The 23,714-nt window shown below is 60.6% G+C and carries 25 protein-coding genes and 1 tRNA gene; 7 read left to right on the plus strand and 19 right to left on the minus strand.

The window, feature by feature from the left end:
- From AAC126_RS09415 to eno, 6 genes are all read right to left on the minus strand, one after another.
- Positions 1–428: FAD-dependent oxidoreductase (locus AAC126_RS09415; RefSeq protein WP_339852593.1), on the minus strand; the 428-nt coding region annotated here is incomplete at its 3' end.
- Positions 429–526: 98 nt separating this feature from the next.
- Entirely contained in the window at positions 527–1,873 is a 1,347-nt protein-coding gene (locus AAC126_RS09420; RefSeq protein ID WP_339852595.1) for a pyruvate dehydrogenase complex dihydrolipoamide acetyltransferase, read from the minus strand.
- A gap of 12 nt (positions 1,874–1,885) precedes the next feature.
- Positions 1,886–3,271, minus strand: coding sequence for a pyruvate dehydrogenase complex E1 component subunit beta (locus AAC126_RS09425; protein ID WP_339852597.1), 1,386 nt, complete (start codon positions 3,269–3,271; stop codon positions 1,886–1,888).
- Positions 3,272–3,326: 55 nt separating this feature from the next.
- Entirely contained in the window at positions 3,327–4,370 is a 1,044-nt protein-coding gene (gene pdhA, locus AAC126_RS09430) for a pyruvate dehydrogenase (acetyl-transferring) E1 component subunit alpha (RefSeq protein WP_339852598.1), read from the minus strand.
- 149 nt (positions 4,371–4,519) lie between these two features.
- A complete protein-coding gene (locus AAC126_RS09435; protein ID WP_339852600.1) occupies positions 4,520–4,936 on the minus strand; it encodes a septum formation initiator family protein in 417 nt (138 codons plus the stop codon).
- A 165-nt stretch (positions 4,937–5,101) separates the two neighbouring features.
- The gene (gene eno, locus AAC126_RS09440; RefSeq protein ID WP_339852602.1) at positions 5,102–6,385 is read right to left on the minus strand and encodes a phosphopyruvate hydratase; all 1,284 of its coding nucleotides are present in this window, start codon (positions 6,383–6,385) and stop codon (positions 5,102–5,104) included.
- Positions 6,386–6,550: 165 nt separating this feature from the next.
- Between eno and AAC126_RS09445 the strand changes: the two genes are divergently transcribed.
- The gene (locus tag AAC126_RS09445) at positions 6,551–7,024 is read left to right on the plus strand and encodes a cupin domain-containing protein (protein ID WP_339852605.1); all 474 of its coding nucleotides are present in this window, start codon (positions 6,551–6,553) and stop codon (positions 7,022–7,024) included.
- Positions 7,025–7,210: 186 nt separating this feature from the next.
- Entirely contained in the window at positions 7,211–7,648 is a 438-nt protein-coding gene (locus tag AAC126_RS09450; RefSeq protein ID WP_339852607.1) for a glyoxalase superfamily protein, read from the plus strand.
- Between the two features lie 135 nt (positions 7,649–7,783).
- On the opposite strand, the gene AAC126_RS09455 is transcribed toward AAC126_RS09450, so the two are convergent.
- From AAC126_RS09455 to tpiA, 5 genes are all read right to left on the minus strand, one after another.
- The gene (locus tag AAC126_RS09455) at positions 7,784–9,187 is read right to left on the minus strand and encodes a tetratricopeptide repeat protein (protein WP_339852610.1); all 1,404 of its coding nucleotides are present in this window, start codon (positions 9,185–9,187) and stop codon (positions 7,784–7,786) included.
- 16 nt (positions 9,188–9,203) lie between these two features.
- Positions 9,204–10,046 carry a 3-deoxy-8-phosphooctulonate synthase gene (gene kdsA, locus AAC126_RS09460; protein WP_339852613.1) on the minus strand — a complete coding sequence of 281 codons (843 nt, stop codon included), beginning with the start codon at positions 10,044–10,046 and terminating at the stop codon, positions 9,204–9,206.
- Between the two features lie 36 nt (positions 10,047–10,082).
- The gene (locus AAC126_RS09465) at positions 10,083–11,717 is read right to left on the minus strand and encodes a CTP synthase (RefSeq protein WP_339852615.1); all 1,635 of its coding nucleotides are present in this window, start codon (positions 11,715–11,717) and stop codon (positions 10,083–10,085) included.
- Between the two features lie 102 nt (positions 11,718–11,819).
- Positions 11,820–12,134, minus strand: a complete 315-nt coding sequence (gene secG / locus AAC126_RS09470) for a preprotein translocase subunit SecG (RefSeq protein WP_339852616.1) — start codon at positions 12,132–12,134, stop codon at positions 11,820–11,822.
- Between the two features lie 120 nt (positions 12,135–12,254).
- Complete coding sequence (gene tpiA, locus AAC126_RS09475; protein WP_339852619.1) at positions 12,255–13,001, minus strand: triose-phosphate isomerase; 747 nt, start codon at positions 12,999–13,001, stop codon at positions 12,255–12,257.
- Positions 13,002–13,176: 175 nt separating this feature from the next.
- Between tpiA and AAC126_RS09480 the strand changes: the two genes are divergently transcribed.
- Both AAC126_RS09480 and trpE read left to right on the plus strand, forming a co-directional pair.
- Positions 13,177–15,096, plus strand: a complete 1,920-nt coding sequence (locus AAC126_RS09480; protein WP_339852621.1) for a SurA N-terminal domain-containing protein — start codon at positions 13,177–13,179, stop codon at positions 15,094–15,096.
- Positions 15,096–16,604 (plus strand): anthranilate synthase component I, encoded by a 1,509-nt coding sequence (gene trpE, locus AAC126_RS09485; protein ID WP_339852624.1) that lies wholly within the window; start codon positions 15,096–15,098, stop codon positions 16,602–16,604. The genes AAC126_RS09480 and trpE overlap by 1 nt, the downstream gene beginning before the upstream one ends.
- 98 nt (positions 16,605–16,702) lie before the next feature.
- Here the strand turns inward: trpE and AAC126_RS09490 are convergent, their stop codons facing one another.
- A complete protein-coding gene (locus AAC126_RS09490) occupies positions 16,703–17,908 on the minus strand; it encodes an MFS transporter (RefSeq protein WP_339852626.1) in 1,206 nt (401 codons plus the stop codon).
- Between the two features lie 146 nt (positions 17,909–18,054).
- Here AAC126_RS09490 and AAC126_RS09495 point away from each other — a divergent pair, with 146 nt between their 5' ends.
- On the plus strand, positions 18,055–18,327 hold the full coding sequence (locus tag AAC126_RS09495) for a hypothetical protein (protein ID WP_339852629.1): 273 nt from the start codon (positions 18,055–18,057) through the stop codon (positions 18,325–18,327).
- Positions 18,328–18,393: 66 nt separating this feature from the next.
- The gene (locus tag AAC126_RS09500; protein WP_339852631.1) at positions 18,394–18,882 is read left to right on the plus strand and encodes a hypothetical protein; all 489 of its coding nucleotides are present in this window, start codon (positions 18,394–18,396) and stop codon (positions 18,880–18,882) included.
- A 32-nt stretch (positions 18,883–18,914) separates the two neighbouring features.
- On the opposite strand, the gene AAC126_RS09505 is transcribed toward AAC126_RS09500, so the two are convergent.
- From AAC126_RS09505 to AAC126_RS09535, 7 genes are all read right to left on the minus strand, one after another.
- A tRNA-Pro gene (locus AAC126_RS09505) sits at positions 18,915–18,991 on the minus strand.
- A 98-nt stretch (positions 18,992–19,089) separates the two neighbouring features.
- The gene (locus AAC126_RS09510; protein WP_339852632.1) at positions 19,090–19,608 is read right to left on the minus strand and encodes a MerR family transcriptional regulator; all 519 of its coding nucleotides are present in this window, start codon (positions 19,606–19,608) and stop codon (positions 19,090–19,092) included.
- A 20-nt stretch (positions 19,609–19,628) separates the two neighbouring features.
- A complete protein-coding gene (locus tag AAC126_RS09515) occupies positions 19,629–19,940 on the minus strand; it encodes an integration host factor subunit alpha (protein ID WP_339852634.1) in 312 nt (103 codons plus the stop codon).
- Positions 19,941–20,183: 243 nt separating this feature from the next.
- Positions 20,184–21,170: a beta-ketoacyl-ACP synthase III gene (locus tag AAC126_RS09520; protein ID WP_339852636.1), complete on the minus strand. Its 987-nt coding sequence runs from the start codon at positions 21,168–21,170 to the stop codon at positions 20,184–20,186.
- Positions 21,167–22,231, minus strand: a complete 1,065-nt coding sequence (gene plsX, locus AAC126_RS09525; protein ID WP_339852637.1) for a phosphate acyltransferase PlsX — start codon at positions 22,229–22,231, stop codon at positions 21,167–21,169. Before plsX ends, AAC126_RS09520 begins: the two co-directional genes overlap by 4 nt.
- A 142-nt stretch (positions 22,232–22,373) precedes the next feature.
- A complete protein-coding gene (locus tag AAC126_RS09530; protein ID WP_339852638.1) occupies positions 22,374–22,922 on the minus strand; it encodes a DUF177 domain-containing protein in 549 nt (182 codons plus the stop codon).
- A gap of 82 nt (positions 22,923–23,004) precedes the next feature.
- Positions 23,005–23,481, minus strand: coding sequence for a ubiquinol-cytochrome C chaperone family protein (locus tag AAC126_RS09535; protein ID WP_339852690.1), 477 nt, complete (start codon positions 23,479–23,481; stop codon positions 23,005–23,007).
- Here AAC126_RS09535 and AAC126_RS09540 point away from each other — a divergent pair.
- Positions 23,395–23,712, plus strand: coding sequence for a hypothetical protein (locus AAC126_RS09540; RefSeq protein ID WP_339852692.1), 318 nt, complete (start codon positions 23,395–23,397; stop codon positions 23,710–23,712). The two genes, AAC126_RS09535 and AAC126_RS09540, sit on opposite strands and share 87 nt — an antisense overlap.
- The last annotated feature ends 2 nt before the right edge of the window (positions 23,713–23,714 follow it).

Consider the following 23,714-nt stretch of genomic DNA (forward strand, 5'->3'; position numbering starts at 1 on the left):
GTGGCGAGGATGATATGCTTGGCTGAAAGGGTCTGCTTCTTCCCCTTCTCGTCGATCTCCACCTTGCCGGAACCGGCAAGTTTGGCCGCTGCCATGAAGACAGTCACCTTGTTCTTCTTCAGCAGATGGCCGACGCCCTGATTGAGCTGTTTTGCCACTCCCCGGGAGCGCTGCACGACCTTGTCCAGATCGAAACCGATATTGCCCGCACTCAGGCCGAAACTGTCCGCATGCTTCATGTGATCGTAGATCTCGGCGGAGCGCAGCAGCGCCTTGGTCGGGATGCAGCCCCAGTTGAGGCAGATACCGCCAAGATGCTCGCGCTCGACCAGCGCCGTCTTCATGCCGAGCTGGGCGGCACGGATCGCGGAGACGTACCCGCCCGGGCCGCCGCCAATGACAAGGATATCGAACTGGGTGTCAGCCATAACTTCCTCCGGATCGAAGCCGGTGCCCCTTGGGCCTGTCCGGCTCCGGATATTGGAAACGCCTGAGATGGAACGGGCGGCTCTCCGCCGCCCGGCCCTCAGAGCAGCATGGTTAGCGGATCTTCGATCAGCTTCTTGAAGGCCGCCAGGAACTCGGCCCCGACCGCACCATCAACAACCCGGTGGTCGACCGAGAGCGTGCAGCTCATGACCGTGGCAACGGCGAGCGCGCCATCCTTCACGACCGGACGCTGTTCACCCGCACCGATGGCCAGGATCGCGCCCTGCGGCGGGTTGATCACGGCACAGAAATCCTTGATCCCGAACATGCCGAGATTGGAAATCGAGAAGGTGCCGCCCTGATATTCCTCCGGCATCAGCTTGCCGTCGCGGGCACGGGAGGCGAGATCCTTCATTTCCCGGGCGATGTCGAGAGCACCCTTGTTCTGCGCACCGCGAATGACCGGGGTGATCAGACCACCCTCAATGGCAACAGCAACCGAGATATCAACGGATTTGAAGATCCGGATCGCTTCGTCGGTCCAGCTCGCATTGGCGGCCGGCACTTTCTTCAGAGCCTGCGCGGACGCCTTGATGACGAGGTCGTTCACCGAGACCTTTTCGCCGTCGAGCTTGCCGTTGAGCTGCTTGCGTACTTCGAGCAGGGCATCGATTTCGCAATCGACGGTCAGATAGAAGTGCGGGGCGAACTGCTTGGACTCGGTCAGGCGCTTGGCGATGACCTTGCGCATGTTGGTGTTCGGAATCTCGTCGAACTCCGGCAAGCCAGGAACGTCCGGACTCGGCGCGGAGCCGAGAGAGGGTGCCGGAGCCTTTGCCGCCGCAGCAGGCGCGGGTGCGGAGTCAGCAGCAGCCGGAGCAGCCTTGCCGGTGCCGCCTGCGATAGCTTCCTCGATATCATGCTTCACGATCCGGCCATTCGGACCGGAGCCCGAGATCTGTCCGAGATCGAGCCCTGCCTGCTCCGCCATACGGCGGGCGAGCGGGCTGGCGAACACGCGTTCGCCCGACGATGCGGCTGGAGCCGGTGCAGGTTTCGGCGCCGGTGTCTCTTTTTTAGCTGCCGGTGCAGGTGCTGCCGCCGGAGCGGGCTCAGGTGCCGGTTCCGGCTTGGCTTCCGCTTTCGGAGCCGGACCGCCGCTACCGGCGACGGCGTCCATGTCGACACTGCCGGCGTCTTCGCCTTCTTCCAGAATCACGGCGATCGGCGCATTGACGGCAACATTATCGGTGCCGGCGGCAACGATGATCTTGCCCAACGTGCCTTCATCCACGGCTTCGACTTCCATCGTTGCCTTATCGGTTTCGATCTCCGCAATCACATCACCGGCGGAAATCTTGTCGCCCTCGGCTACCATCCAGGTGGCGAGTTTGCCCTCTGTCATGGTCGGCGACAGGGCAGGCATCAGAACGGGTATGGCCATCTTGTCTCTCCCTTAGCCGCGATAGCAGACGGACTTTGCCGCCTCGATGATGTTTTCCACCTGCGGCAGAGCCATTGCTTCCAGATTGGCCGCATACGGCATCGGCACGTCTTCACCGGCAACGCGCGCAACCGGCGCATCGAGATGGTCGAAAGCCTGCTCCATCACCATGGTCGCGATTTCGGAGCCGATACCACAGGTCGCCCAGCCTTCCTCGCATGTGACGAGGCGGTTGGTTTTCTGTACGGAGGCGACAATCGTGGCCGTATCGAGCGGACGGATGGTGCGCAGGTCGATGACCTCGGCGCTGATCCCCTCCTCGGCCAGTTTCTCGGCCGCCTTCAGGGCCTTGCCGACCATGATGGAGAAGGCAGTGATGGTCACGTCCGTGCCTTCGCGGACGATCTTGGCCTTGCCGATCGGAACGGTGAAGTCCTCGCTCACCGGCACGTCGAAGGACTGGCCGTAGAGCACCTCGTTTTCGAGGAAAATCACCGGGTTCGGATCACGGATCGCGGACTTCAGCAGGCCCTTGGCATCGGCCGCCGAATAGGGGGAGACCACCTTGAGGCCCGGGCAATGCGCGTACCAGCTGGCATAGCACTGGGAATGCTGCGCACCGACTCGTGCAGCGGCGCCGTTCGGGCCGCGGAACACCATCGGGCAGCCCATCTGGCCGCCGGACATGTAGAGTGTCTTGGCGGCCGAGTTGATGATGTGGTCGATCGCCTGCATGGCGAAGTTGAAGGTCATGAACTCGACAACCGGCTTCAGACCACCGAAAGCCGCCCCGACGGCGAGACCGGCAAAACCGTGCTCGGTGATCGGCGTGTCGATCACCCGCTTGTCGCCGAATTCCTGCAGCAGCCCCTGGGTCACCTTGTAGGCACCCTGATATTCCGCGACCTCTTCGCCCATGACGAAGACGCGGTCATCCGACCGCATTTCCTCGGCCATGGCATCCCGCAAGGCTTCGCGGATGGTCTGGGTCTTCACCTCGTCGAAATACTTGTCCTCGTCACTCTCCGGCACCACGGCGGCCGGAGCAGCAGGCGCGGCGGAGGCAGGTTCTTTCGCTTTCGGCTCTTCAGCGGCCGGAGCTTCGGCTACCGGTGCGGGTGCTGCATCAGCGCTATCGATGGCGCTGGCGTCCTCGCCCTCTTCCAGCAGAACCGCAATCGGGGTGTTCACCGCGACATTGTCGGTCCCGGCATCCACCAGAATCTTGCCGATCGTGCCTTCGTCAACGGCCTCGACTTCCATCGTGGCCTTGTCGGTCTCAATCTCCGCAAGCACATCACCGGCGGAAACAGTATCCCCTTCCTTGACCATCCAGGTGGCAAGTTTGCCCTCGGTCATGGTCGGCGACAGGGCCGGCATCAGGATTTGTACGCTCATTCGCTTCTTCCTCCCGCGGCGCCGCGCAGAACCTGCGCGGGCAGCGCGCGCTTACTCAGGCTTCGACCAAAATATCCGTGAAGAGTTCGGAAGGATCCGGCTCCGGGCTGGACTGGGCGAAATCGGCGGCGTCCGTAACAATCGCCTTGATCTCGCGGTCGATGCCCTTCAGCTCTTCTTCCTCGACTCCGATTTCCAGCAGGGTCGCCCGCAGCTGGTCGATCGGGTCATGCTCCTGACGCATCTTGTTGACCTCGTCCTTGGTCCGGTATTTCGCCGGATCGGACATGGAATGGCCGCGATAGCGGTAGGTCTTCATTTCCAGGATGTACGGGCCCTTGCCGGAGCGGCAATGCTTGACCGCTTTCTCCGCCGCTTCCTGTACGGCGACGACATCCATGCCGTCCACTTCCGCACCCGGAATGCCATAGGCCGCGCCACGCTGGTAGAGCGAAATACCGGCCGCCGCACGGGTTACCGAGGTACCCATGGCGTATTTGTTGTTCTCGATGATGAAGATGACCGGCAGCTTCCAGAGCGCCGCCATATTGAACGTCTCGTAGACCTGGCCCTGGTTCAGGGCGCCATCGCCGAGATAGGTCAGGCTGACCTCGTTGGTGCCGTTGAACTTGTTGGCGAAGGCAAGACCCGCACCGATCGGAACCTGGGCGCCAACGATACCGTGGCCCCCGTAAAAATCCTTCTCGCGGCTGAACATGTGCATGGAGCCGCCCTTGCCCTTGGAGTAGCCACCAATCCGGCCGGTCAACTCAGCCATCACACCGCGCGCATCCATGCCACAGGCAAGCATATGTCCGTGATCGCGGTAGCTGGTGACGACCTTGTCGCCCTTGCCAATGGCGGACTGCATGCCGACCACGACCGCTTCCTGGCCGATATAGAGGTGGCAGAAGCCGCCGATCAGCCCCATCCCGTACATCTGACCCGCTTTTTCCTCGAACCGGCGGATCAGCAGCATGTCGCGATAAAACGGCAGCAGCTCCGCAGCGTTGTTCTTTGGTGGTTTGGCGGGTCGGGATTTACGAGTCCGTGTGGGTGCGCTGCGGCTGGCGCCGGCAGCAGACTTCGCTTGAGCCATCTCTCTCCCTTTCGACCGGATCAAAGGTGTCATTTGATGCGTTGACACCTCAGTTGGTATGGAAAGAGAAGTACTTCAAATTAATTGGATTTTCAATAGAGTTAACTTATTGAAAATAAAGAGATATCCTATATTCAACCCGATTTAGGTTAATTGTTGTTGGAAGCTATTGAAATTGCCCGCGTTTTTGCATTTTTGTGCATTGCATCAATGGTTTGCTGCGCTGCACCAACGGGTTTTACCGTCTCCGTGGCGGACATTCCGGAGATCACGAAATCATCCTGATCCAGGTAGTTCAGCACCCGGCGCGCCTGCTCTGTCAGCAGGTCACGGTCGATGCTGTCCGGATGCAGCATCGAGACCTTTTTCTCCAGCGACTCGCGCTTGCCCTTGAGCACGGCAAGCTTGGCCTCCGCGATCTCTATCTTGCTGTCGAGCGCGCGCCAGGCATGGATGCCCCGGTCGCCCTCAATGGAATGGAAAACGAAATAGCCAAGGAGCAGGCAGCCGATAACCGGGCCGACCACGTGTCGTGCACGCCGTTTGAACTCGAATGCGAGGGTCATGACCTGTCTCCAATGACCCGCAGTGAATCACTCGCGAATCGGACGGTCAACGTGAACGAAATGAGAACCTTCAATTTAAGGTTCTCAATCGGAACAACATGTTGCCAAAAGGACTCACCCGGAGACGACGTGATCGCCTCCGGGTTGAAGTGTCACGCGATTTTATCAGGCGCGCGGGCCGAGGGCTGCACGGCCGGCATAACGGGCCGCCGAGCCAAGGTCTTCCTCGATCCGGATCAGCTGATTGTACTTCGCCATCCGGTCGGAGCGGGAGAGCGAACCGGTCTTGATCTGTCCGGCATTCACGGCAACCGCGAGGTCCGCAATAGTCGAATCCTCGGTCTCGCCGGAACGGTGCGACATGACCGTGGTGTAACCGGCCTTGTGCGCCGTCTCGCAGGCATCCAGTGTCTCGGTCAGGGTGCCGATCTGGTTGACCTTCACCAGAATGGAGTTGGCCGCGCCCATGGCGATGCCCTTGCGCAACCGTGCCGGGTTGGTGACGAACAGATCGTCGCCGACAATCTGGACCTTGCCGCCGATCCGGTCCGTCAGGGCCTTGAAGCCGTCCCAGTCATCCTCGGACAGCGCATCCTCGATGGAGACGATCGGGAAACGGGCGCAGAGATCCTCATAGAGATCGATCATGCCGCCCGCATCCAGCGTCTTACCCTGCCCGGCCAGCACATACTTGCCGTCCTTGAAGAATTCCGTCGAAGCCGGATCGAGCGCGATGGCGACATCGTCACCCGGCTTGTAACCAGCGGCTTCAATCGCCGACATGACGAAGCCCAGGGCTTCCTCTTCGCTCTTCAGGTCCGGTGCGAAACCGCCCTCGTCGCCGACATTGGTGCTGTGCCCGGCCTCGGAGAGCTTCTTCTTCAGCGCGTGGAACACTTCCGCTCCGACGCGCACTCCATCCGCCAGAGTGGCAGCGGAGACCGGCATGATCATGAATTCCTGGAAGTCGATCGGGTTATCCGCATGCGCCCCGCCATTGATGATGTTCATCATCGGCGTCGGCAGCAAATGGGCGAAAGCGCCGCCGATATAGCGGTAGAGCGGCATCTCGTGATCGTCGGCTGCGGCTTTGGCGACGGCAAGGCTGACGCCAAGCATCGCGTTGGCGCCGAGGCGCTCCTTCTTGTCGGTGCCGTCGAGTTCGAGCAGGGTTTTGTCGATGACGATCTGCTCGCTCGCATCCATATCGTAGAGCGCGTCGAAGATCTCGCCATTCACCGCGTCCACGGCCTGCAGCACACCCTTGCCGCCATAGCGGCCGGCATCCTGATCGCGCAGCTCCAGAGCCTCGTAAGCGCCCGTGGAGGCACCGGACGGCACGGCGGCGCGGCCCATGGCACCGGTCTCAAGGGTCACATCGACCTCGACGGTCGGGTTGCCGCGGCTGTCGAGAATCTCGCGTCCGGTGATATCGACGATGGCGCTCATGGGATCGTTCTCCAGAAAGACGATGATCGGATCTGAAATCGCCGGAAACCCCGGCCGGGAGAGGCATACTCGGCGCGGCGTCCGGTTGCAATGCCGTCGCGGTGATTTTGTGTGTGGTCACGCTTCCCCTATGATCCTGTTAACCAAAACACAGGAGAGACAGGAATGAGCAAACCGGCGAAACCGGCCTTCGATCCGATGGATGTTCCGGCACGGATCGGCAGCAGCTATCCCGCCCCGTTCCAGGAAGGCTGCGAGCTGCGCGAGAAGAGGCAGCTTGGCGAATTCGGCGGGCTGGTCAATTTCGGCGTCAACCTGACGACAGTGCCCCCGGGACAGGGTTCCGCCCTGCGCCACTGGCACACGATGCAGGATGAATTCGTCTTCATCGTTTCCGGCGAGCTGACGCTGATCACCGATGCTGGCGAGCAGGTTCTGACGCCCGGCATGTGCGCGGCCTTCCCGAAGAACAAACCCGACGCCCACTGCCTGGTGAACCGGTCCGATGCGCCGGCAAGCTACCTCGAAGTCGGTGACCGGACGCCCGGCGATCAGGTGGATTATCCGGAACTCGATCTCAGGGTTGACTGGGTCGACGGTGACCATCAGTTCCAGAAGAAAGACGGCACGCCCTATTGAGGGTCTGTTGACTTGAACGCTTTTGCCGGTATTTTCCACGAACGGGCTCGGGGATGCCCGCCGCTCGCGGCTCTGCCACGGTGAAATCCCCTTCAAGACGATGATCAAACCGATGTCTCCGGCATGCGGGAATGGCAAGGCGAGCACCATTCACTTTCCGCATGTCGCGTGGATGAAAGGTTTGTCATGTCCGACAGCGAAACACTTCCCTCAACCGAAGAGCTGAAATACAGCGCCGGCGAACTACGCCGAGACCTCGCGGCGCAGGGGATCGTCATTTCCCACAGCCAGTCCCTTGAACGGATCGCCCACGACATGGGCTTCAAGGACTGGAACAGCCTGTCAGCCGCAGCCAGCCGGCCCAAAAACCGGAGCCCGGTCAGCAAGGGCGACCGCGTCACCGGCCGCTATCTCGGCCAGCCATTCACGGCAACTGTTCTGGATGTCAGTGCCGCCGAAATGCACGCCCGCTTCCGCGTCACCCTGCATTTCGACGAACCGGTCGACGTGGTGACGTTCGAGAGTTTCTCGTCCTTCCGCCAGCGCGTCACCTGCACGCTAACGCCTGATGGCAGGACGCCGCAGAAAACTTCAAACGGCGCGCCACAACTGGTGTTGGATTGAGAATCCGGGATAACAACATCCCCCCACACACCGTCATCCCGGTGAAAATCGGGATCCATGTAAGGCGCACACCACCCTACGATGCCTAGGTCCCGGATCGGGGTCCGGGATGACGGCGGTGATAGGTGACTTTCGTCAGGCCTGCGCGAGTAATTCGTCCGCGCGGGACTTGGCGCTCGTCGCCTCGGGAGTATCTCCCAGCGCGTCGCCATAGCGCTGCCAGCTCCAGGCGCTGTGCGGCTTCCGGGTTGTCCGCTCGGCGAGTAGAGCGCGGGCGATACGGGGATCGTTGCCTTTCAGGCTCGCGTCCACGAGCATTTCCTCGAACACGTCGCGCTGCGCATGGCTGCCGCCGATCAGGCGGATGTCATAGCGCACCGGCCAGATCAGGGAAACGGCGCGGGATGGGTTGCCGGTGCGGATGGCGGTCATGGCGCCGGCCAGGGCGAGGCCGACTTTCTTCGTGACCTTCGCCTGTGTCTGGCCCCGGGTACCTTCGCCGTCAGCGTAGGCGCGCAGCTTCTCGACCAGCTCACCCGCCTCTTCCATCCGGCCGGCGCCAAGCAGCGCCATCAGGTAATGCAGGCTAACGAAAACGAGTTCGTGATCGTCCAAGTGGTTCTTTGCCAGCTCCGCCAACGCGGCCCAGCGTTCCGGGCCGACTTTGATACCGTAAAGTTCCAGCCGCCAGAGCAATGCTGCCGCGTTCACCACGTCGAGATACTGGTCCGCCTCAAGATCGCTGGCGACCTGACTGTCATAGAGCTCCAGCACCGTGTCGAACTCGTAGCGTTCCAGATGAAACAGTGTGCGGTGCCACCAGACATGGAAGCGGAAATTGTGCACGGAACTCCAGTGCGGCTCCAGGCCCTGGATCCAGTCGATCCCTTCCCGGTGCCGGCCTTCCATCTCCATGACATGGGCGACGGCATGCACGCTCCAGGCATCCTTCGGGTCGATATCGACCGCCTCGCGCGCCATCCGCTCGCCCCGGCGGTAATCGCCGGATTCCTCCAGCCCGAAACCGTACATGCCGATCAGGTTGCCGTAGAGCGGATGGGATTTGTCCCAGGACGGCAGAACCCGGGCCACGCTGTCCCGCATTTTGCTGCCGTCTCCGGCATAGAAATGGGCGAAATGGGCCAGCCGGAGCGCCAGCATGTCCGTCGGATGATCGAGCAGAACGCTCTCCCAGGCATCCGCCGCGCCATCGATATTCCCGGCGCACCAGTTGTCGAGGGCAGCGAGGTGGCCCTGCTCCCGGTCGGTAATCGCAATCCTGGAGGAAAGCTCTTTCGCGGTACCGAGCGCCTTGTCCGCCCGCAATGCCATTGCCTTTGTCCCGAAGAGCTTCATGAAATAGCCTTGGGTCACATGTGCGAGAGGCATGTCCGGGTCGGCGGTCAGGGTATTTTTGAGACGGTCGCCGGTATCGCGCGTGAAGCGGACATAGCCCTCAACGGTCCCGCCGAAAGCCGCTGCGGCCTCCCCGGAGGCGGCTGTGACTGAAAGTCCAAGACCATCCGAGAAAACCGGCATTTTCCGCTCCTGAGGCTTATTCGAGAGAGATGGGATTCGCTTTCGCGAGACTGTCGAATGCCTGCAGAGTTTCAAGCAGTGCGCGCATTTCCGCAAGGGGCACCATGTTCGGACCGTCGCTTGGCGCGCTCATCGGGTCCTCGTGGGTCTCGATGAAAACACCGGCGATGCCGAGGGAGATTGCCGCACGCGCCAGCACCGGCACGAACTCGCGCTGACCGCCGGACGTGCCGCCCTGCCCGCCCGGCTGCTGCACGGAATGGGTCGCATCGAAGATGATCGGATAGCCGGTCTTGGCCATGGTCGGCAGGCCGCGCATGTCGCTGACCAGGGTGTTGTAGCCGAAGCTCGTTCCCCGGTCCGTCAGCAGGATGTTCTCATTGCCGGTGCTGGCGACCTTGGCCGCCACATTCGGCATTTCCCACGGGGCCAGGAACTGGCCCTTCTTCACGTTCACGGTCTTGCCGGTCGCGGCTGCCGCGAGCAGCAGGTCCGTCTGACGGCAGAGGAAGGCCGGGATCTGAAGGATGTCGACATATTCGCCGACCTGCGCGCATTGCTGGGATTCGTGCACGTCCGTCAGCACCGGGCAGCCGAATTTCTCCCGCACCTCGGCCAGGATCGGCAGGCCTTTTTCCATGCCGACACCACGGCCGGAGCCGACACTGGTCCGGTTCGCCTTGTCGTAGGAGCTTTTATAGATGAAGCCGATGCCGAGATCGGCGCAGATACCAGTCAGGGCTTCCGCCATCTCCAGCGCATGGTCCCGGCTTTCCATGGCGCAGGGCCCGGCGATGAGCGCGAAGGGCTTGTCATTGGCAAACTCAACGGGACCGACTTTGACGGTTTTCGCGCTCATATGGATCCTCCCGGGCCGTACCCGGCCCACCTCGACCTAGACGAGACGGGACTGGGTAACGGCAGCCTCGATAAAGCTGGTGAAAAGCGGATGCGGCTCGAACGGCTTCGACTTCAGTTCCGGATGGAACTGCACGCCGATGAACCAGGGATGGCTCGGCAGCTCGACAATCTCCGGCAACTCGCCATCCGGCGACAGGCCAGAGAACCGCAAACCGGCCGCTTCCAGTGCCGCCTTGTGATTGATGTTCACCTCATAGCGGTGCCGGTGACGCTCGCTGATCATCTCGGTGCCGTAAATTTCGCGCACCTTGGAATCGGCGACCAGGCTGCAATCATAGGCGCCCAGACGCATGGTCCCGCCAAGATCGCCGTCCGCCGCGCGCTGCTCTGTCTCGTTGCCGCGCACCCATTCGGTCAGCAGGCCGACAATCGGAAGCTCGCACGGACCGAACTCGGTCGAGCCAGCGCCCTCCATCCCGGCCAGCGCACGGGCGGCTTCGATCACCGCCATCTGCATGCCGAAACAGATCCCGAAATAAGGAATCTTGTGTTCGCGGGCGAAAGTCACGGCCTTGACCTTGCCTTCGGCTCCGCGTTCGCCAAAACCGCCGGGCACCAGGATGCCGTGGACATCCTCGAGCCGGTGAAGAGTGTCGTCGCGCTCGAAGATTTCGCTGTCGATCCAGTCCAGCTCCACCTTCACCTTGTTGGCAATGCCGCCATGGGTCAGGGATTCGGCGAGAGACTTATAACTGTCCAGCAGGCTGGTATATTTGCCGACAACCGCGATCTTCACCGTGCCTTCCGGATTGCGGACGGTATGGGTGATATCGGTCCAGCGCGTCAGATCCGGTTCCGGCTCGCCCTCTTCCAGCAGACCAAAATGGCGGCAGACCTCAACATCGAACCCGTCATTATGGTAGGCGACCGGCACGTGATAGATCGAATCCACGTCGAGCGCCGGGATCACCGCTTCCGGGCGGATGTTACAGAACAGTGCGATCTTGCGGCGCTGCTCGGCCGGGATCTCATGCTCGGAGCGGCACAGCAGGATGTCCGGCTGAATACCGACGCTCTGCAGTTCCTTCACCGAATGCTGGGTCGGCTTGGTCTTCAGCTCGCCGGCGGAAGCAATCCACGGCACCAGCGTCAGATGCACGAACAGGGAGCGCTCGCGGCCAAGCTCGTTGCCGAGCTGACGGATCGCCTCGAGAAATGGCAGGCTTTCGATATCGCCGACCGTGCCGCCGATCTCGCACAGCACGAAATCCTCGTCTCCGAGATTCGACCTGCAGAATTCCTTGATGGCGTCGGTGACGTGCGGAATGACCTGGATGGTGGCGCCGAGATAGTCGCCGCGCCGCTCCCGCGAGATCACGTCCATATAGATCTGGCCGGTGGATACGCTGTCATTCTTGGTCGCGGAGACCCCGGTGAAGCGTTCGTAATGGCCGAGATCGAGATCGGTTTCCGCGCCGTCGTCGGTGACGAAGACTTCGCCGTGCTGATACGGGCTCATGGTGCCCGGATCCACGTTCAGGTAAGGGTCGAGCTTGCGCAGCCGGACCTTATAGCCGCGCGCTTGCAGGAGCGAGCCAAGGGCCGCAGAGGCGAGACCTTTACCGAGAGAGGAAACCACGCCGCCGGTGATGAAAATAAAGCGAGACATGGAGCTGCGTTATATCCGAATTGATGAAACTGACATAGACAAAACGCGCCCGTTCGCCCGCCCGTTTTCGAGCGGGGCGCCGAACACGCCGGAAACTAAGAGTTATTCAGAGACCGGAGCCGCGGGACCGGTCGGAGCAGCAGGCTCGGAAGTCACCGGAACCTGATCGGCAATCGAGCCGCGTGTGTTCGTTTCGGCGAGAATCGCAAGCAGGATACTCGTGCCGAAGAAGCAGGCCGCGAGAATTGCCGTGCTCCGGGTCAGCAGGTTTGCCGTACCGCGTGCGGACATGAAACCGCCGCCAGCGCCGCCGCCGCCACCGATGCCCAGCCCGCCACCTTCGCTCCGCTGCAGCAGAACGACGATTACAAGGGACAGAGCGATCATCAGATGAACGACAAGCAGGACTTCGATCATGATTCTTTCCAGGCTCTCTTCCGGCGCAACGACTGGACGCGCTCCGAAAGGTAGAATGATTGAAGCCGCGTTTTAGCTCCCTCGCCCGCGCTTGGCTAGGGCGAATTCTATCTCGCGGCTTTACGGTGCGGCCGCGGCGATGGCGAGAAAATCTTCCGCCTTGAGACTTGCACCGCCGACAAGAGCGCCATCCACATCCTCAAGCGCGAGGATTTCCACGGCATTTCCCGGCTTTACGGAGCCGCCATAGAGCAAGCGAAGCTTGTCGGCACCGCCCAGCACGTTACCGGCCACCTGCCGCATATGGGCATGCATGGCGGCTATGTCATCCACGGTTGGTGTCCGGCCGGTGCCAATCGCCCAGACGGGCTCGTACGCAATGACGATGGTATCTTCGGCTGCAGCTTCCGGAACGGATCCCCGAATCTGTTTCCCGACGATGGTTTCCGCTTCCCCCGCATCGCGCTCCGCTTCGGTCTCGCCAACACAAATGATCGGCGTCAAACCGGCGGCCAGCACTGCGGCAGCCTTAGCTCTGACAATAACATCGCTTTCCGCATGATCGGCCCGCCGCTCGGAATGGCCGACAATGACATAAGCCGCGCCGAGATCCTTGATCATCGCCGCCGAGATATCGCCGGTATGGGCGCCAGCCTCATTCATATGGCAATCCTGGGCACCAAGGGCGACGGAGCTGTCGGCAAGCACGGCCGAGACCGGCGCCAGAAGGGTCGCAGGCGGGCAGACCAGCAGATCAGCCGACGCACCCGGCTTGATACCGGAGGTCAAAGCAGCAGCCAACGCCTCTCCCCCGGCGCGCAGCATATTCATCTTCCAGTTTCCGGCGATCAGGGCACGGCGCGTCATATCGGTTTCTTCCCTTGAACTTGAACAAATGGCGGGTTCGGCTTAGCACACAAGGCCCGTCTGAGGGAGGCAGGAAATCATCGCAGAATTGCGAGTTGCAGCGACGATTGCGCCGCTTCTATGATGCGCCTCCCCATTGGGGGCCGTGAAACCCGAAAAGGCCGCGACGTTACTCATGCTTCAACTGATCCGATCCCGCGTCACATCGATCTTCGTCAAGGCGCTGTTTGTTCTGCTGATTGCATCCTTCGCTGTCTGGGGTATCGGGGATATTTTCCTCGGCTCGCCGACCGGCAAGGCTGCGATCGAAGTCGGCAGCGTCGAAATCACGACAGCCGAAGTGCTGGACGAGTTCGAGCGCGTCCGGCGCACGACCGGCCTGCAGATGACCGCACAGGAAGCAGCCGAGATCGGCCTGCTCGAACAGGTCATGGACGATCTTGCCAACCGCGCCCTCTTCATTGCCGAAAGCGATGACCTCGGTCTTGCCGTCGGCGAGGATCTGGTGCGCCAGCGCATCGGCGAAATGCCGGCCTTCAAGGACCAGACCGGCCAGTTCAACCCGGATCTTTTCCGTCAGGTTCTGTACCGCGCCCAGTTGAGCGAAGACGCCTTCGTCCGGCTGCTCCGGGAAGAAATCATGCGCGACCAGATCGTCAATGCTGTGACCGCCGGTATCGCGGCGCCCGCTGTCCAGACGGATCTGCTCTACAGCTACCGGAACGAGCGCCGCCTGGCCAAGCTGGTTGCCCTCGACGTGAAAAGCCTGCCGGAACCTGCGGCACCGACCGACAGCCAGCTCGACAATTTCTATAACGAAAACAAGGAAAGATACCGGGCGCCGGAATACCGTTCCGCGACCGTGCTTTCGCTGACCGCCGATGCATTGGCGGCGGATATCGAGGTATCCGAAGACCGTCTGCACGAATCCTATGAAGCGCGGCTTGACGAGTTCCGCACCGACGCGCGGCGCACCGTTGACCAGATCTTCCTCTCCGACAAGGAGACTGCGGACAAAGCCGCCGCAGCTCTGAATGAGGGGCAGAGCTTCGAGGCCGTCGCCAAGGACATCGCGGACTTGCCCGCCGGAGCCCTGTCCCTCGGTACGGTAACCCGCAGCGATCTCGACGGAACGGCGCTTGCCGATTCGATCTTCGGCGCCGAACTGAATGTCCCGACGGCGCCCGTCCAGAGCGATCTTGGCTGGCACATTTTCCGGGTGACGAATATCACCGACGAAAGCACGCAGCCCTACGCGGATGTGAAAGACCGGCTCAAGACGGATCTTGCACATAATGACGCGCTGGACCGGATCTTCGAGATCGCCAACCAGATCGAGGACGCCCTGGCTGGCGGCGCCACCATCGAGGAAGCCGCGAAAACGGTCGATGTCGATGTGCAGACGTTTGCCGCACTCGATAATCAGGGCCGCGATGCCGAGGGTAATCAGGTTGACGGCATTGCCCGTGATCCCGCCTTCCGCACCACGCTTTTCGCAACCCCGCTGAAGGACCAGAGCCAGCTTGAAGAGACCCGCAACGGCGGTTACTTCATCCTGCGCGTTGACGGAATTTCCGAATCCGCGATCCGTCCTCTTGAGGACGTGAAGGAGCAGGTGAAACTCAACTACATGGAAGAGCAGCGGGCCAATGCAAATCTGGCCCGGGCACAGGAGCTGTCGAAAGCATCGGCAAGCGGAGGCCTCACGGCCGCCGCGAAAGAAGCCGGATACGACATCATCACGACCGAGCCGTTCACCCGCACGGGTGATGGCCTTCCTGATGGCGCTCCGGCGGATGTCGCGGAAATCGCATTCGGCCTCAAGGTCGGTGATATCGGCATATCAGAGGACCTGACTCAGGTCTATGTCACCGAGCTTTCCGAAATCCGGACCGCCGAACTGAGCAGCGATGTCACGGACCCGCTTGGCCAACAGGTCAAGGCCGGGATCGCGTCGGATGCGGTCGAGCTTCTGATTGCCGCGCTGCGCAAGAACCATGATGTTTCCATCAACCCTGCCCTGCCGCTCAGCGTCATCGAGGGCGTGGATCAGAGTGGCGCAATTTCCTCGCAGCAGAGCGGCGGGCTGTTCTGATGCAGGTCTCCCCGGAACGCGCCCCGTTCTCCAGGACTTACGAGGACGGGGCTCCACAGGTTGTCTGGACGACGCTTGTTGCCGACCTGGAGACCCCGGTCTCGGCGATGATGAAGCTGGCTGAGCGCAGGGCCAATTCCTTCCTGCTGGAATCCGTCGAAGGCGGCAGCGTGCGCGGGCGCTTCTCGATCATCGGCCTGCGGCCCGACGTGATCTGGCGCTTCAAGAAAAAGCAGGCGGAAATCAACCGGCAGGCCCGGATCGATCCGCATGCCTTCGAGCCCTGCCCCGAAGACCCGCTGACCTCATTCCGCAGCCTTCTCGCGGAATCGGAAATCGATCTGCCTGAAGGCCTGCCGCCCATGGCTTCCGGCCTGTTCGGCTATATGGGATATGATGCGGTTCGGCTGGCAGAGCGCATTCCGGACGAGAATCCGGACGACCTCGGCGTTCCGGACGGCTTGTTCCTGCGTCCGACGGTGATCTGTATCTTCGACCGGCTTGAGGATGTCGTTACCATCGTAACCCCCGTGCGGCCGAGCGAAGGCATGTCCGCCGAAGCCGCCTATGATGCGGCCCGGACTCTGCTGGCGGATGTTCTCCAGGATTTCGACCGGAACCTGCCGCTTGCACGGCAAGGTGTCGGCGAAGCGACGCCCCTGCCCGAGCCGACCTCGAATACGACGCATGAGGAATTCCACCAGATGGTGGAAAAGGCGAAGGACTATATCGCCGCCGGAGACGCCTTCCAGGTTGTTCCCTCGCAGCGTTTCTCCGTCCCGTTCAAGCTGCCGCCGCTGGCGCTCTATCGCTCTCTGCGCCGGCTTAACCCGTCACCGTTCCTGTTCTACTTCGATTTCGGCGACTTCTCGATCGTCGGCTCCAGCCCGGAAATTCTGGTCCGGGTGCGCGATGGCGACGTCACGCTGCGTCCCCTAGCCGGCACCCGCAAGCGCGGGGCGACGGCCGAGGAAGACAAGGCGCTGGCCGAAGAGCTGCTGTCCGATCCGAAGGAACGCGCCGAGCATCTGATGCTGCTCGATCTCGGGCGAAACGATGTTGGACGGGTCGCCAAGATCGGCACGGTCAAGGTCATCGAACAGTTCGTCATCGAATATTATTCCCACGTCATGCATATCGCCTCCCATGTGGACGGCAAGCTGCGGGATGAACTGGATGCGGTCGATGCTCTCTGGGGCGGTTTCCCGGCCGGAACCGTCTCCGGCGCGCCGAAGGTGCGGGCGATGGAAATCATCGACGAGCTGGAGAAATCCAGGCGCGGTGTCTATGCCGGTGCCGTCGGCTATTTCAGCGCCAACGGCTCGATGGATACCTGTATCGCCCTGCGCACAGCTGTGGTGAAAGACGGCACCATGTATGTCCAGGCAGGTGGCGGTGTGGTCGCCGACAGTGATCCTGAAGGCGAATATCAGGAATCGGTGAACAAGGCCCGCGCCCTGTTCCGTGCCGCCGAGGAAGCCGTCAAGTTCGCCGCCCGGACGAGCTAGTCCAGCGTTTCACAAACGTTTCACGGCGAAGGAAGTCGCCGTGAAACGTTTTATTATTGTCGTGAAACAGACTCTTACGGCAAGCCTTTAAAGTCGCCTTACTCAGCCGGCTCCGCAGCCAGCTCCGATGCGCTCCGCACCTCTTCCGTCGGCAGCAGAGCGGCTGCCGCAAGTGCAGTCGCCGCCAATGCCCCCAGGATCAGGAACAGCCACTGGAAGTCCCCGGTCGCGCTGTAGACCCAGGCAAGCAAGGGGACAGCGCCGGCCGAAACACCAAGCGTCAGCAGAAATTTCACACCGAACGCAGTGCCTCTCCAGGCCGGCGGAGAAAAGCGGGCGAACAGCGCATTCTCGGTTGGAACCGCAATCGTGTTCGACAAGACCATGCAGATCGCGACCGGGAATAGCAGCCACCCGTTAAGCGACGCCACGATCACCAGAAGCGGGATCTGCAAGATCCAGGCAATGACATAGACCCGCTTCTTGTTGAACTTGTCGGCAAGCCATCCGCCCGCGATCTGTGCCCCTCCGGAGCAGAAATAGATCGCCGAGACCAGCAGGCCGATCCCGACAAGCCCCTCACCCGAGCCAAGACGGTCCTCGAACAGCTTCGGCAGCGCGAAGGAGGTTGCCTGATAGATCAGGCCCGAGCAGCACACCGTTACCGCCAGAGCCAGCGCTCCGCGCCGCATATCCTTGCGGGAGGACTCGGAGGCCGCGGGCTTGCCCTTGCGTGTATCGTGCTCGATCCAGCCCTTCCAGACGCCCAGGGTCAGAAACAGGCCGGTCATGACGCAGATGATCCCCGGAAGGATGAAGGCGAGGCGCCACGAGCCGAGGTCCGAAAGCAGAGCGGCGATCAGTGGAGCGGAGCCCACTCCCAGGCTGCCGAAAACACCGTTGATCCCAAGAGCCTTGCCGCGATTCGTCACGTGCCGCGCGACCCAGGCGATGCCGACCGGATGATAAATAGCGGCAAAAAAACCGATCGCCGTCAGACCGGCCGCAATCTGGAACAGCGAGGTCGCAAATCCGGTGAGAATCGACATGGAGCCGGTGCCAAGGAAGAACACCACCATCATTCCCGTCGCACTCCAGCGGTCGCCAAGATAACCGGCCGGGATGGCACAGAGCCCGAACATCAGATTACCAAGGAACATCAGCCCGATGAGCTCGTGATACGGCGCGTTGAAAACCGGCTGCAACGCGATGACCGCCGTCGGGTAAAGCAGCATGAAGAAATGCGAATAAAAATGCCCGATGCTGGAAAAGCCGAGCGATAAACGATCCGAGAGAGGACTCATGGCGATGTTCCACGAAAACATGAATGCCCAACCGTCGCAGTAAGGTAAGAGTTTCACAACTCCTCTTTGTGCATTTGACTCATTCCGGCAGGTATTTACGATACTGACCGACCTGCCCGTGGTTTGGGCTGCCGGAAACCATAAAAATGCCCTCTACATCCGACACACCGCCGCCCAGCAAGGACAAACGCCCGACGAAGGCTCAAATTTCCTGGCTCGCACGCGGCCTTGAGGAGCCGGGCGGGAAGCTGCCGCTCTTCACAACGGAAGGGCAGAGGGTCAATGATCGCATGGTACAGTCCTGCCTCAACAATGGCTGGGCTGAACCCTGGTTCGAGAACCCGCTGAAACCCAACTGGCTGGTCTGCAAACTCACCAATCAGGGCCGCGCCATCCTCGCCGGAGGAAACGCACGCTAGGCGCCCTCGCGGCTCCAAACCGGAACAGCCGCTTAACGATCCATAAAAGCCGCTCAGGGAGGCGGAATGACCCTTGAGGAATATCTGAGCACCATTATCGGCAGCAAGCCTGCCCAATGGCGTGCCTCGAACGTCCCGACCTTCATGCACCGCATCGTCCCGTCCCGGACGCCCGGCTCGGATTTCGAGTTGCAAGAGCACAATGTGCTGCTGAACTTCACCGAAGATATCCGGTTCTCGATGGCCTGGGGACTAGTCGCAAACAAAAACTACAATGAGCCCTGGCTGGACAAGCTGGCAAATAAGCGGGGAGACACAGTCATCCTCGACTTCCTGTTCAACGGCTCTCTGGTCTATCGGGAAAAGCTGATCGCCGTCGATAACTGGCGATGCATTATGCCTCAGCCCCTGAATACGGAGACCGCGCCCTATCGTGTTCCGGAGCGGCGCATGCAAATCGCCAGGCTGGTACACAACCTGGTTGGTCCGGACACCAATTTTGGCTCTTATTTCAAGCGCGTCGGTATGGTCACGGTCGAGACACCGTGGCCATAAAACGCCAACCAATTTCTGATTATGCCGAGATTTGGTCGGAGCGGCGGGATTCGAACCCACGACCCCTTCACCCCCAGTGAAGTGCGCTACCAGGCTGCGCTACGCTCCGACCGATCTGGAGGGGTTTCTCTAGCCCGTTGGACAGCCAGACGCAAGCGCCTTCAGGCTTGCCATGGATCATAGATGTTATTGGCGGGATATCGGCGCTTAGCGGCGCACCTTATCCAGGGCTTTTTTCAAGGATTGCAGCTCACCGAGAGCAGCACGCACCTCCTGCAGTGCGTCCGTACCGATCGGAGCGGCTTCCGCATCGGCCGCATTCTGTATCGCCGTTTCGAGCGGGAGGGTAGGCTCGCTGTCCTCTGCCGTACGGGCAGCAGTGGAGGGTCCCGGAATCTCCGGATCGTACTCACCGCCTTCATCATGCCGCATGGCCGCGCGGGCGCCGCCATCCTTCAGGAGTTTCTGGACCCCCTTGATGGTATAGCCGTCTTGATACAGCAAGGTGCGGATACGACGCAGAAGCGCAACGTCTTCCGGTCGATAATACCGGCGTCCACCCCCGCGTTTCAGCGGTCGCACTTGAGAGAACTTGGTTTCCCAGAAACGCAAGACATGCGGCGGCACGTCCAGATCATCGGCGACTTCGCTGATCGTCCGAAAAGCGGAGGCCGACTTGCCGTTTCTACGAGTCCCAGTGCTTTGATGGTCGGTCTGCATAGCCATAAGGCGTCATGCCTCCCTACTCACCCGGCGTCTCCGCCAAGCCCTTCGTTGATCCGATTCTTGAGGACGTGGGAAGGCCTGAAGACCAGGACTTTACGCGGCAGGATCGGAACCTCTTCACCGGTCTTCGGATTCCGACCGATACGCTCACCCTTCTGGCGGACAAGAAAGCTTCCGAATGAAGAGATCTTCACTACCTCGTCACGCGACAAGGATTGCGCGATTTCCTCGAGCACCAACTCAACCAGTTCGGCAGACTCATTACGAGAAAGACCGACTTCCTGATACACCGCCTCGCTCAATTGAGCTCGTGTAACCGTCTTACCAGTCATTGCCACCCCCATCCTTGAAGGACCAAAGTATCGTGGAAATTCGGGACAGTCAATTAATCTACTTATTACAGGAATTTGGAGCGGTTTTCTGAACTAATGTCGAACCGTGTGAAGTCCCAAATCACCGTTCCGGAAAGCGGATTCGAATCGGCCTCTACCGCTCTGATTTAGCAGCAAATTAAGACATTCCGCTTGTCGTTTGACAAGATAATTTCCGGTAGATTAGCGACCGCTATACGGTATTCACGGAGCGCCGATTCGGACCAGCCCGGCGCCCCAAACCAGCCCTCCGCCAATCGCTTCGAACAGCACCAGATCGCCATTCTTCACACGACCGTCGATAACAGCCTCCGTCAGCGCCAGCGGAACCGAGGCGGCCGAGGTGTTCGCATGCCTGTCGATCGTTGAAACCACCTTCTCTTCCGGCAATTTCATTTTCTGCGCCATGCTCTTGATAATACGGCTGTTCGCCTGGTGCGGGATCAACCAGTCGACGGTCGAGGAATCCAGCCCGTTGGCGGAAAGCGCCTCATCGATCACGCCAGACAGCTTGGAGACAGCGTGCCGGAACACCTCCTGCCCGGCCATGCGGACATGACCAACGGTCTGGCTCGATGACGGACCGCCATCAACGTAAAGGACATCACGGTGCCTGCCATCGGAGTGCAGATGGGTGGACATCACACCGAAGTTGCTCTCCGTCTCGTCACCTTCCGCGGCGCGCAACACGATAGCCCCCGCGCCGTCGCCGAAAAGAACGCAGGTCGTGCGATCTTCCCAATCCAGAATGCGGCTGAAGGTCTCGGCACCGATAACCAGCACGGCACGCGCCTGCCCGGCCTTGATGAAATTATCCGCCGTTGCCAGCGCATAGATGAAGCCGGCACAGACCGCCTGAATGTCGAAAGCCGCGCCATGCTCCATACCAAGCTTGGCCTGCACCTTCGTCGCGGTCGACGGGAAGGTATCGTCCGGTGTGGTTGTGGCGACGATGATCAGATCGATATCGTCAACGGTCATCCCGGCGCGCGTCAGCGCATCCCGCCCCGCATTTACCGCAAGATCGGAGGTGGTTTCACCATCCGCCGCAATATGACGCTGCTTGATCCCTGTCCGCTTCGTGATCCACTCGTCAGAGGTATCCACGGTCTTGGAGAGTTCGTCATTCGTCACGATCCGCTGCGGCAAATAGGAGCCGCAGCCGATCAGCAGAGACTTTTTAAGGGTCATGAAGCTACCGATGTCTGGCGTGTCAGGGCCGCGCTTTCGGAACTTCCGTACAGCGCGATCTCTTCTTTTACTTTGTCCAGGAAGTCATATCGGCACATATCGGCAGCCACGCAAACAGCATTGGCGAAACCGAGCGCGTCGGTACCGCCATGGCTCTTCACACTGATACCATTAAGGCCAAGAAAGACGGCGCCGTTGTAGCGCCGGGGGTCGAGCCGTTTGCGCATCTGCTCCAGCGCGCCGCGGCACAGCAGGTAGCCGATCCGCGCGGACCAGGAGGAGCTGAACGCATCACGCAGGAACTGCGTGATCATCCGAGACGTGCCCTCGGCTGTTTTCAGCGCGATATTTCCGGAAAAACCGTCGGTGACAATCACGTCGACCGTTCCGGCCGTGATGTCATCGCCTTCGACAAAGCCGATATATTCGAAATTCTCGGACTTGATCTCACGCAACTTGGCCGCGGCACCGCGCACGGCTTCGCTGCCCTTCTGCTCCTCACTGCCGACATTCAGCAGACCGACAGTCGGTTTGTTGAGGCCGAGGACCATGCGGGAGAAGATCTCTCCCATCAAAGCGAACTGGAACAGGTTCTCCGCGTCGCAATCGACATTGGCACCGAGATCCAGCATGCAGGTCTCTCCCCGTTTTGTAGGGAAGAAACTGGCAATCGCAGGCCGCTCGATACCCGGACACATCCGGAGCACGAATTTCGACATGGCCATCAGCGCGCCGGTATTGCCGGCGGATACCACGCCGTTCGCCTTGCCTTCGGCAACCTGATTGATCGCAATGCGCATGCTTGAGTCACGGCCGGACCGCAAAGCCACGGAAGGTTTTTCCGAGGCCCCGACTTCCTTGTCCGTATGGACCAGCGTGTAGTCGCTGTTACGCAACCGCTTGGTCTTCTCGATCAGCGGGCGCACTTTCGATTCATCGCCGACCAGAATCAACTTGAGATCAGGCAACCGCTCAAGAGCGATATCCGCTCCACGAACAACAATGTCAGGCGCGTGATCGCCGCCCATGGCGTCCAGGGCGAGTGTTGGACCGTCTACCATATGTTCGACATCATCCGGGCTGAAGACGCAGCCGACACGGCGCGTTTCGAAACCTCTTGGTAATTAACCTTCCACATAGTCACACCAGAGGAAGGCAGGTGATCGAGGGTCATATGCAAAGGTTCACAAAAATTCAATATTTTTAGTCCCCATCTCGCAAGCGGTCCCGCATTTCAGACAAGACCGAAAACGGATTTGGCTCCGCTTCCTCTGCATCCTCGTCCGTCCAGACAATACCATCCGGAGCATCAACTTCACCCGGTTTTCTCGGATGCTCATCAAGCAGCAGAGCCAAATTCTGGGAGACGACCTCGCCGAGGTCAAACCCGCCGTCCTCGATCAACCCCATATTTTCATCATCCGGCGTAAGCTCGATTTCCGTATCGGTTTCCGGTGATACCTCGTTGCTCAGAATCTCGGAGAAGGATTCATCAATGACGGCATCGAACGGCTCGAGTGAAACCACGGACCGGTAAGAGAGATTTGCAACAATCGTCCCTTCTATGCGCACGGCCCGGTCACGTGCCAGGCGCTCGACGCGGGTCTTGGCCAGCAGTCCGCTGATCTTTGGCAGCCCCAAACGCTCGGCGAGAGCATGACACTCCTCGGCCGAAGCTTCTATATCGATATAAGTGATCCGTTTCTTCAGATCCTTGATCCGGACCGGGCGGGAAAGTTCGATGTTCTGCATTTTTTCCATGGGAAGCGCACAATATGCCTCGAGAGGCTCCCCCTCAAGCACTACAAAGGGGCAGCCGTCCAAGGTGCACGATTTACGGTGACGTAAAGCTGAGTTTACCGGAGACGATCTCTGCTACGGACAGCGTATCGAGATGCTCGGCCTGCCGTATCACATAATCCGCCATCGGTGCCCCCTGCGGCTCTGCCTCCGGCAGTCCCCGGTACAGGTTCCGGTAAAGGGCATCGGCAAGCTGCCTGCCTCCATCCCCCTCCGAAGAAGCCTCCAGCCCCAGCCGATAGGCATCCAGGCGCCCGTAGAACGCCTTGCCCATCTGCTTCACCTTCTTGCCCACGGACATGTCGCTGACGCCGATTTCCCGCAGGGACTGATCAAGGTCAACGAACAGAGTGTCGAACAAGGCCTGTGAAAAGCGCTCCGATTCGGCGCGATCCCTCCGCAGGCGGAGCACAATGAGGACCGTATGCAGGACAAGCAGGTCGAACCGCCCATCCAGAGTATCCGGTACGCCGTATCGGGTATAAAAGTCGGGCTGCCGCGCCTGCCGGATTACGGCCTGATAGGTTTCCCTGGCTGCGTCGTCGACTTTATCACGCTTAAAAAACTTGCTGAACACGCGGAGTTTTCCAAATCCGGTTTGCATTGGCCGCAAAATGGCTGTGCGGGCCTTCGCCGTCAACGCTGGCTAAGAGGAATGTTGACCTTGGCCTCGGCGGTGCCCAAATTGTCGCCAGAAAGCCGGGCAGCGCAGCCGTCCCAAGCGTTAGCGCAAATTTCATGACA

The sequence above is a fragment of the uncultured Nisaea sp. genome (genome assembly GCF_963974195.1).
Taxonomy (GTDB): domain Bacteria; phylum Pseudomonadota; class Alphaproteobacteria; order Thalassobaculales; family Thalassobaculaceae; genus Nisaea.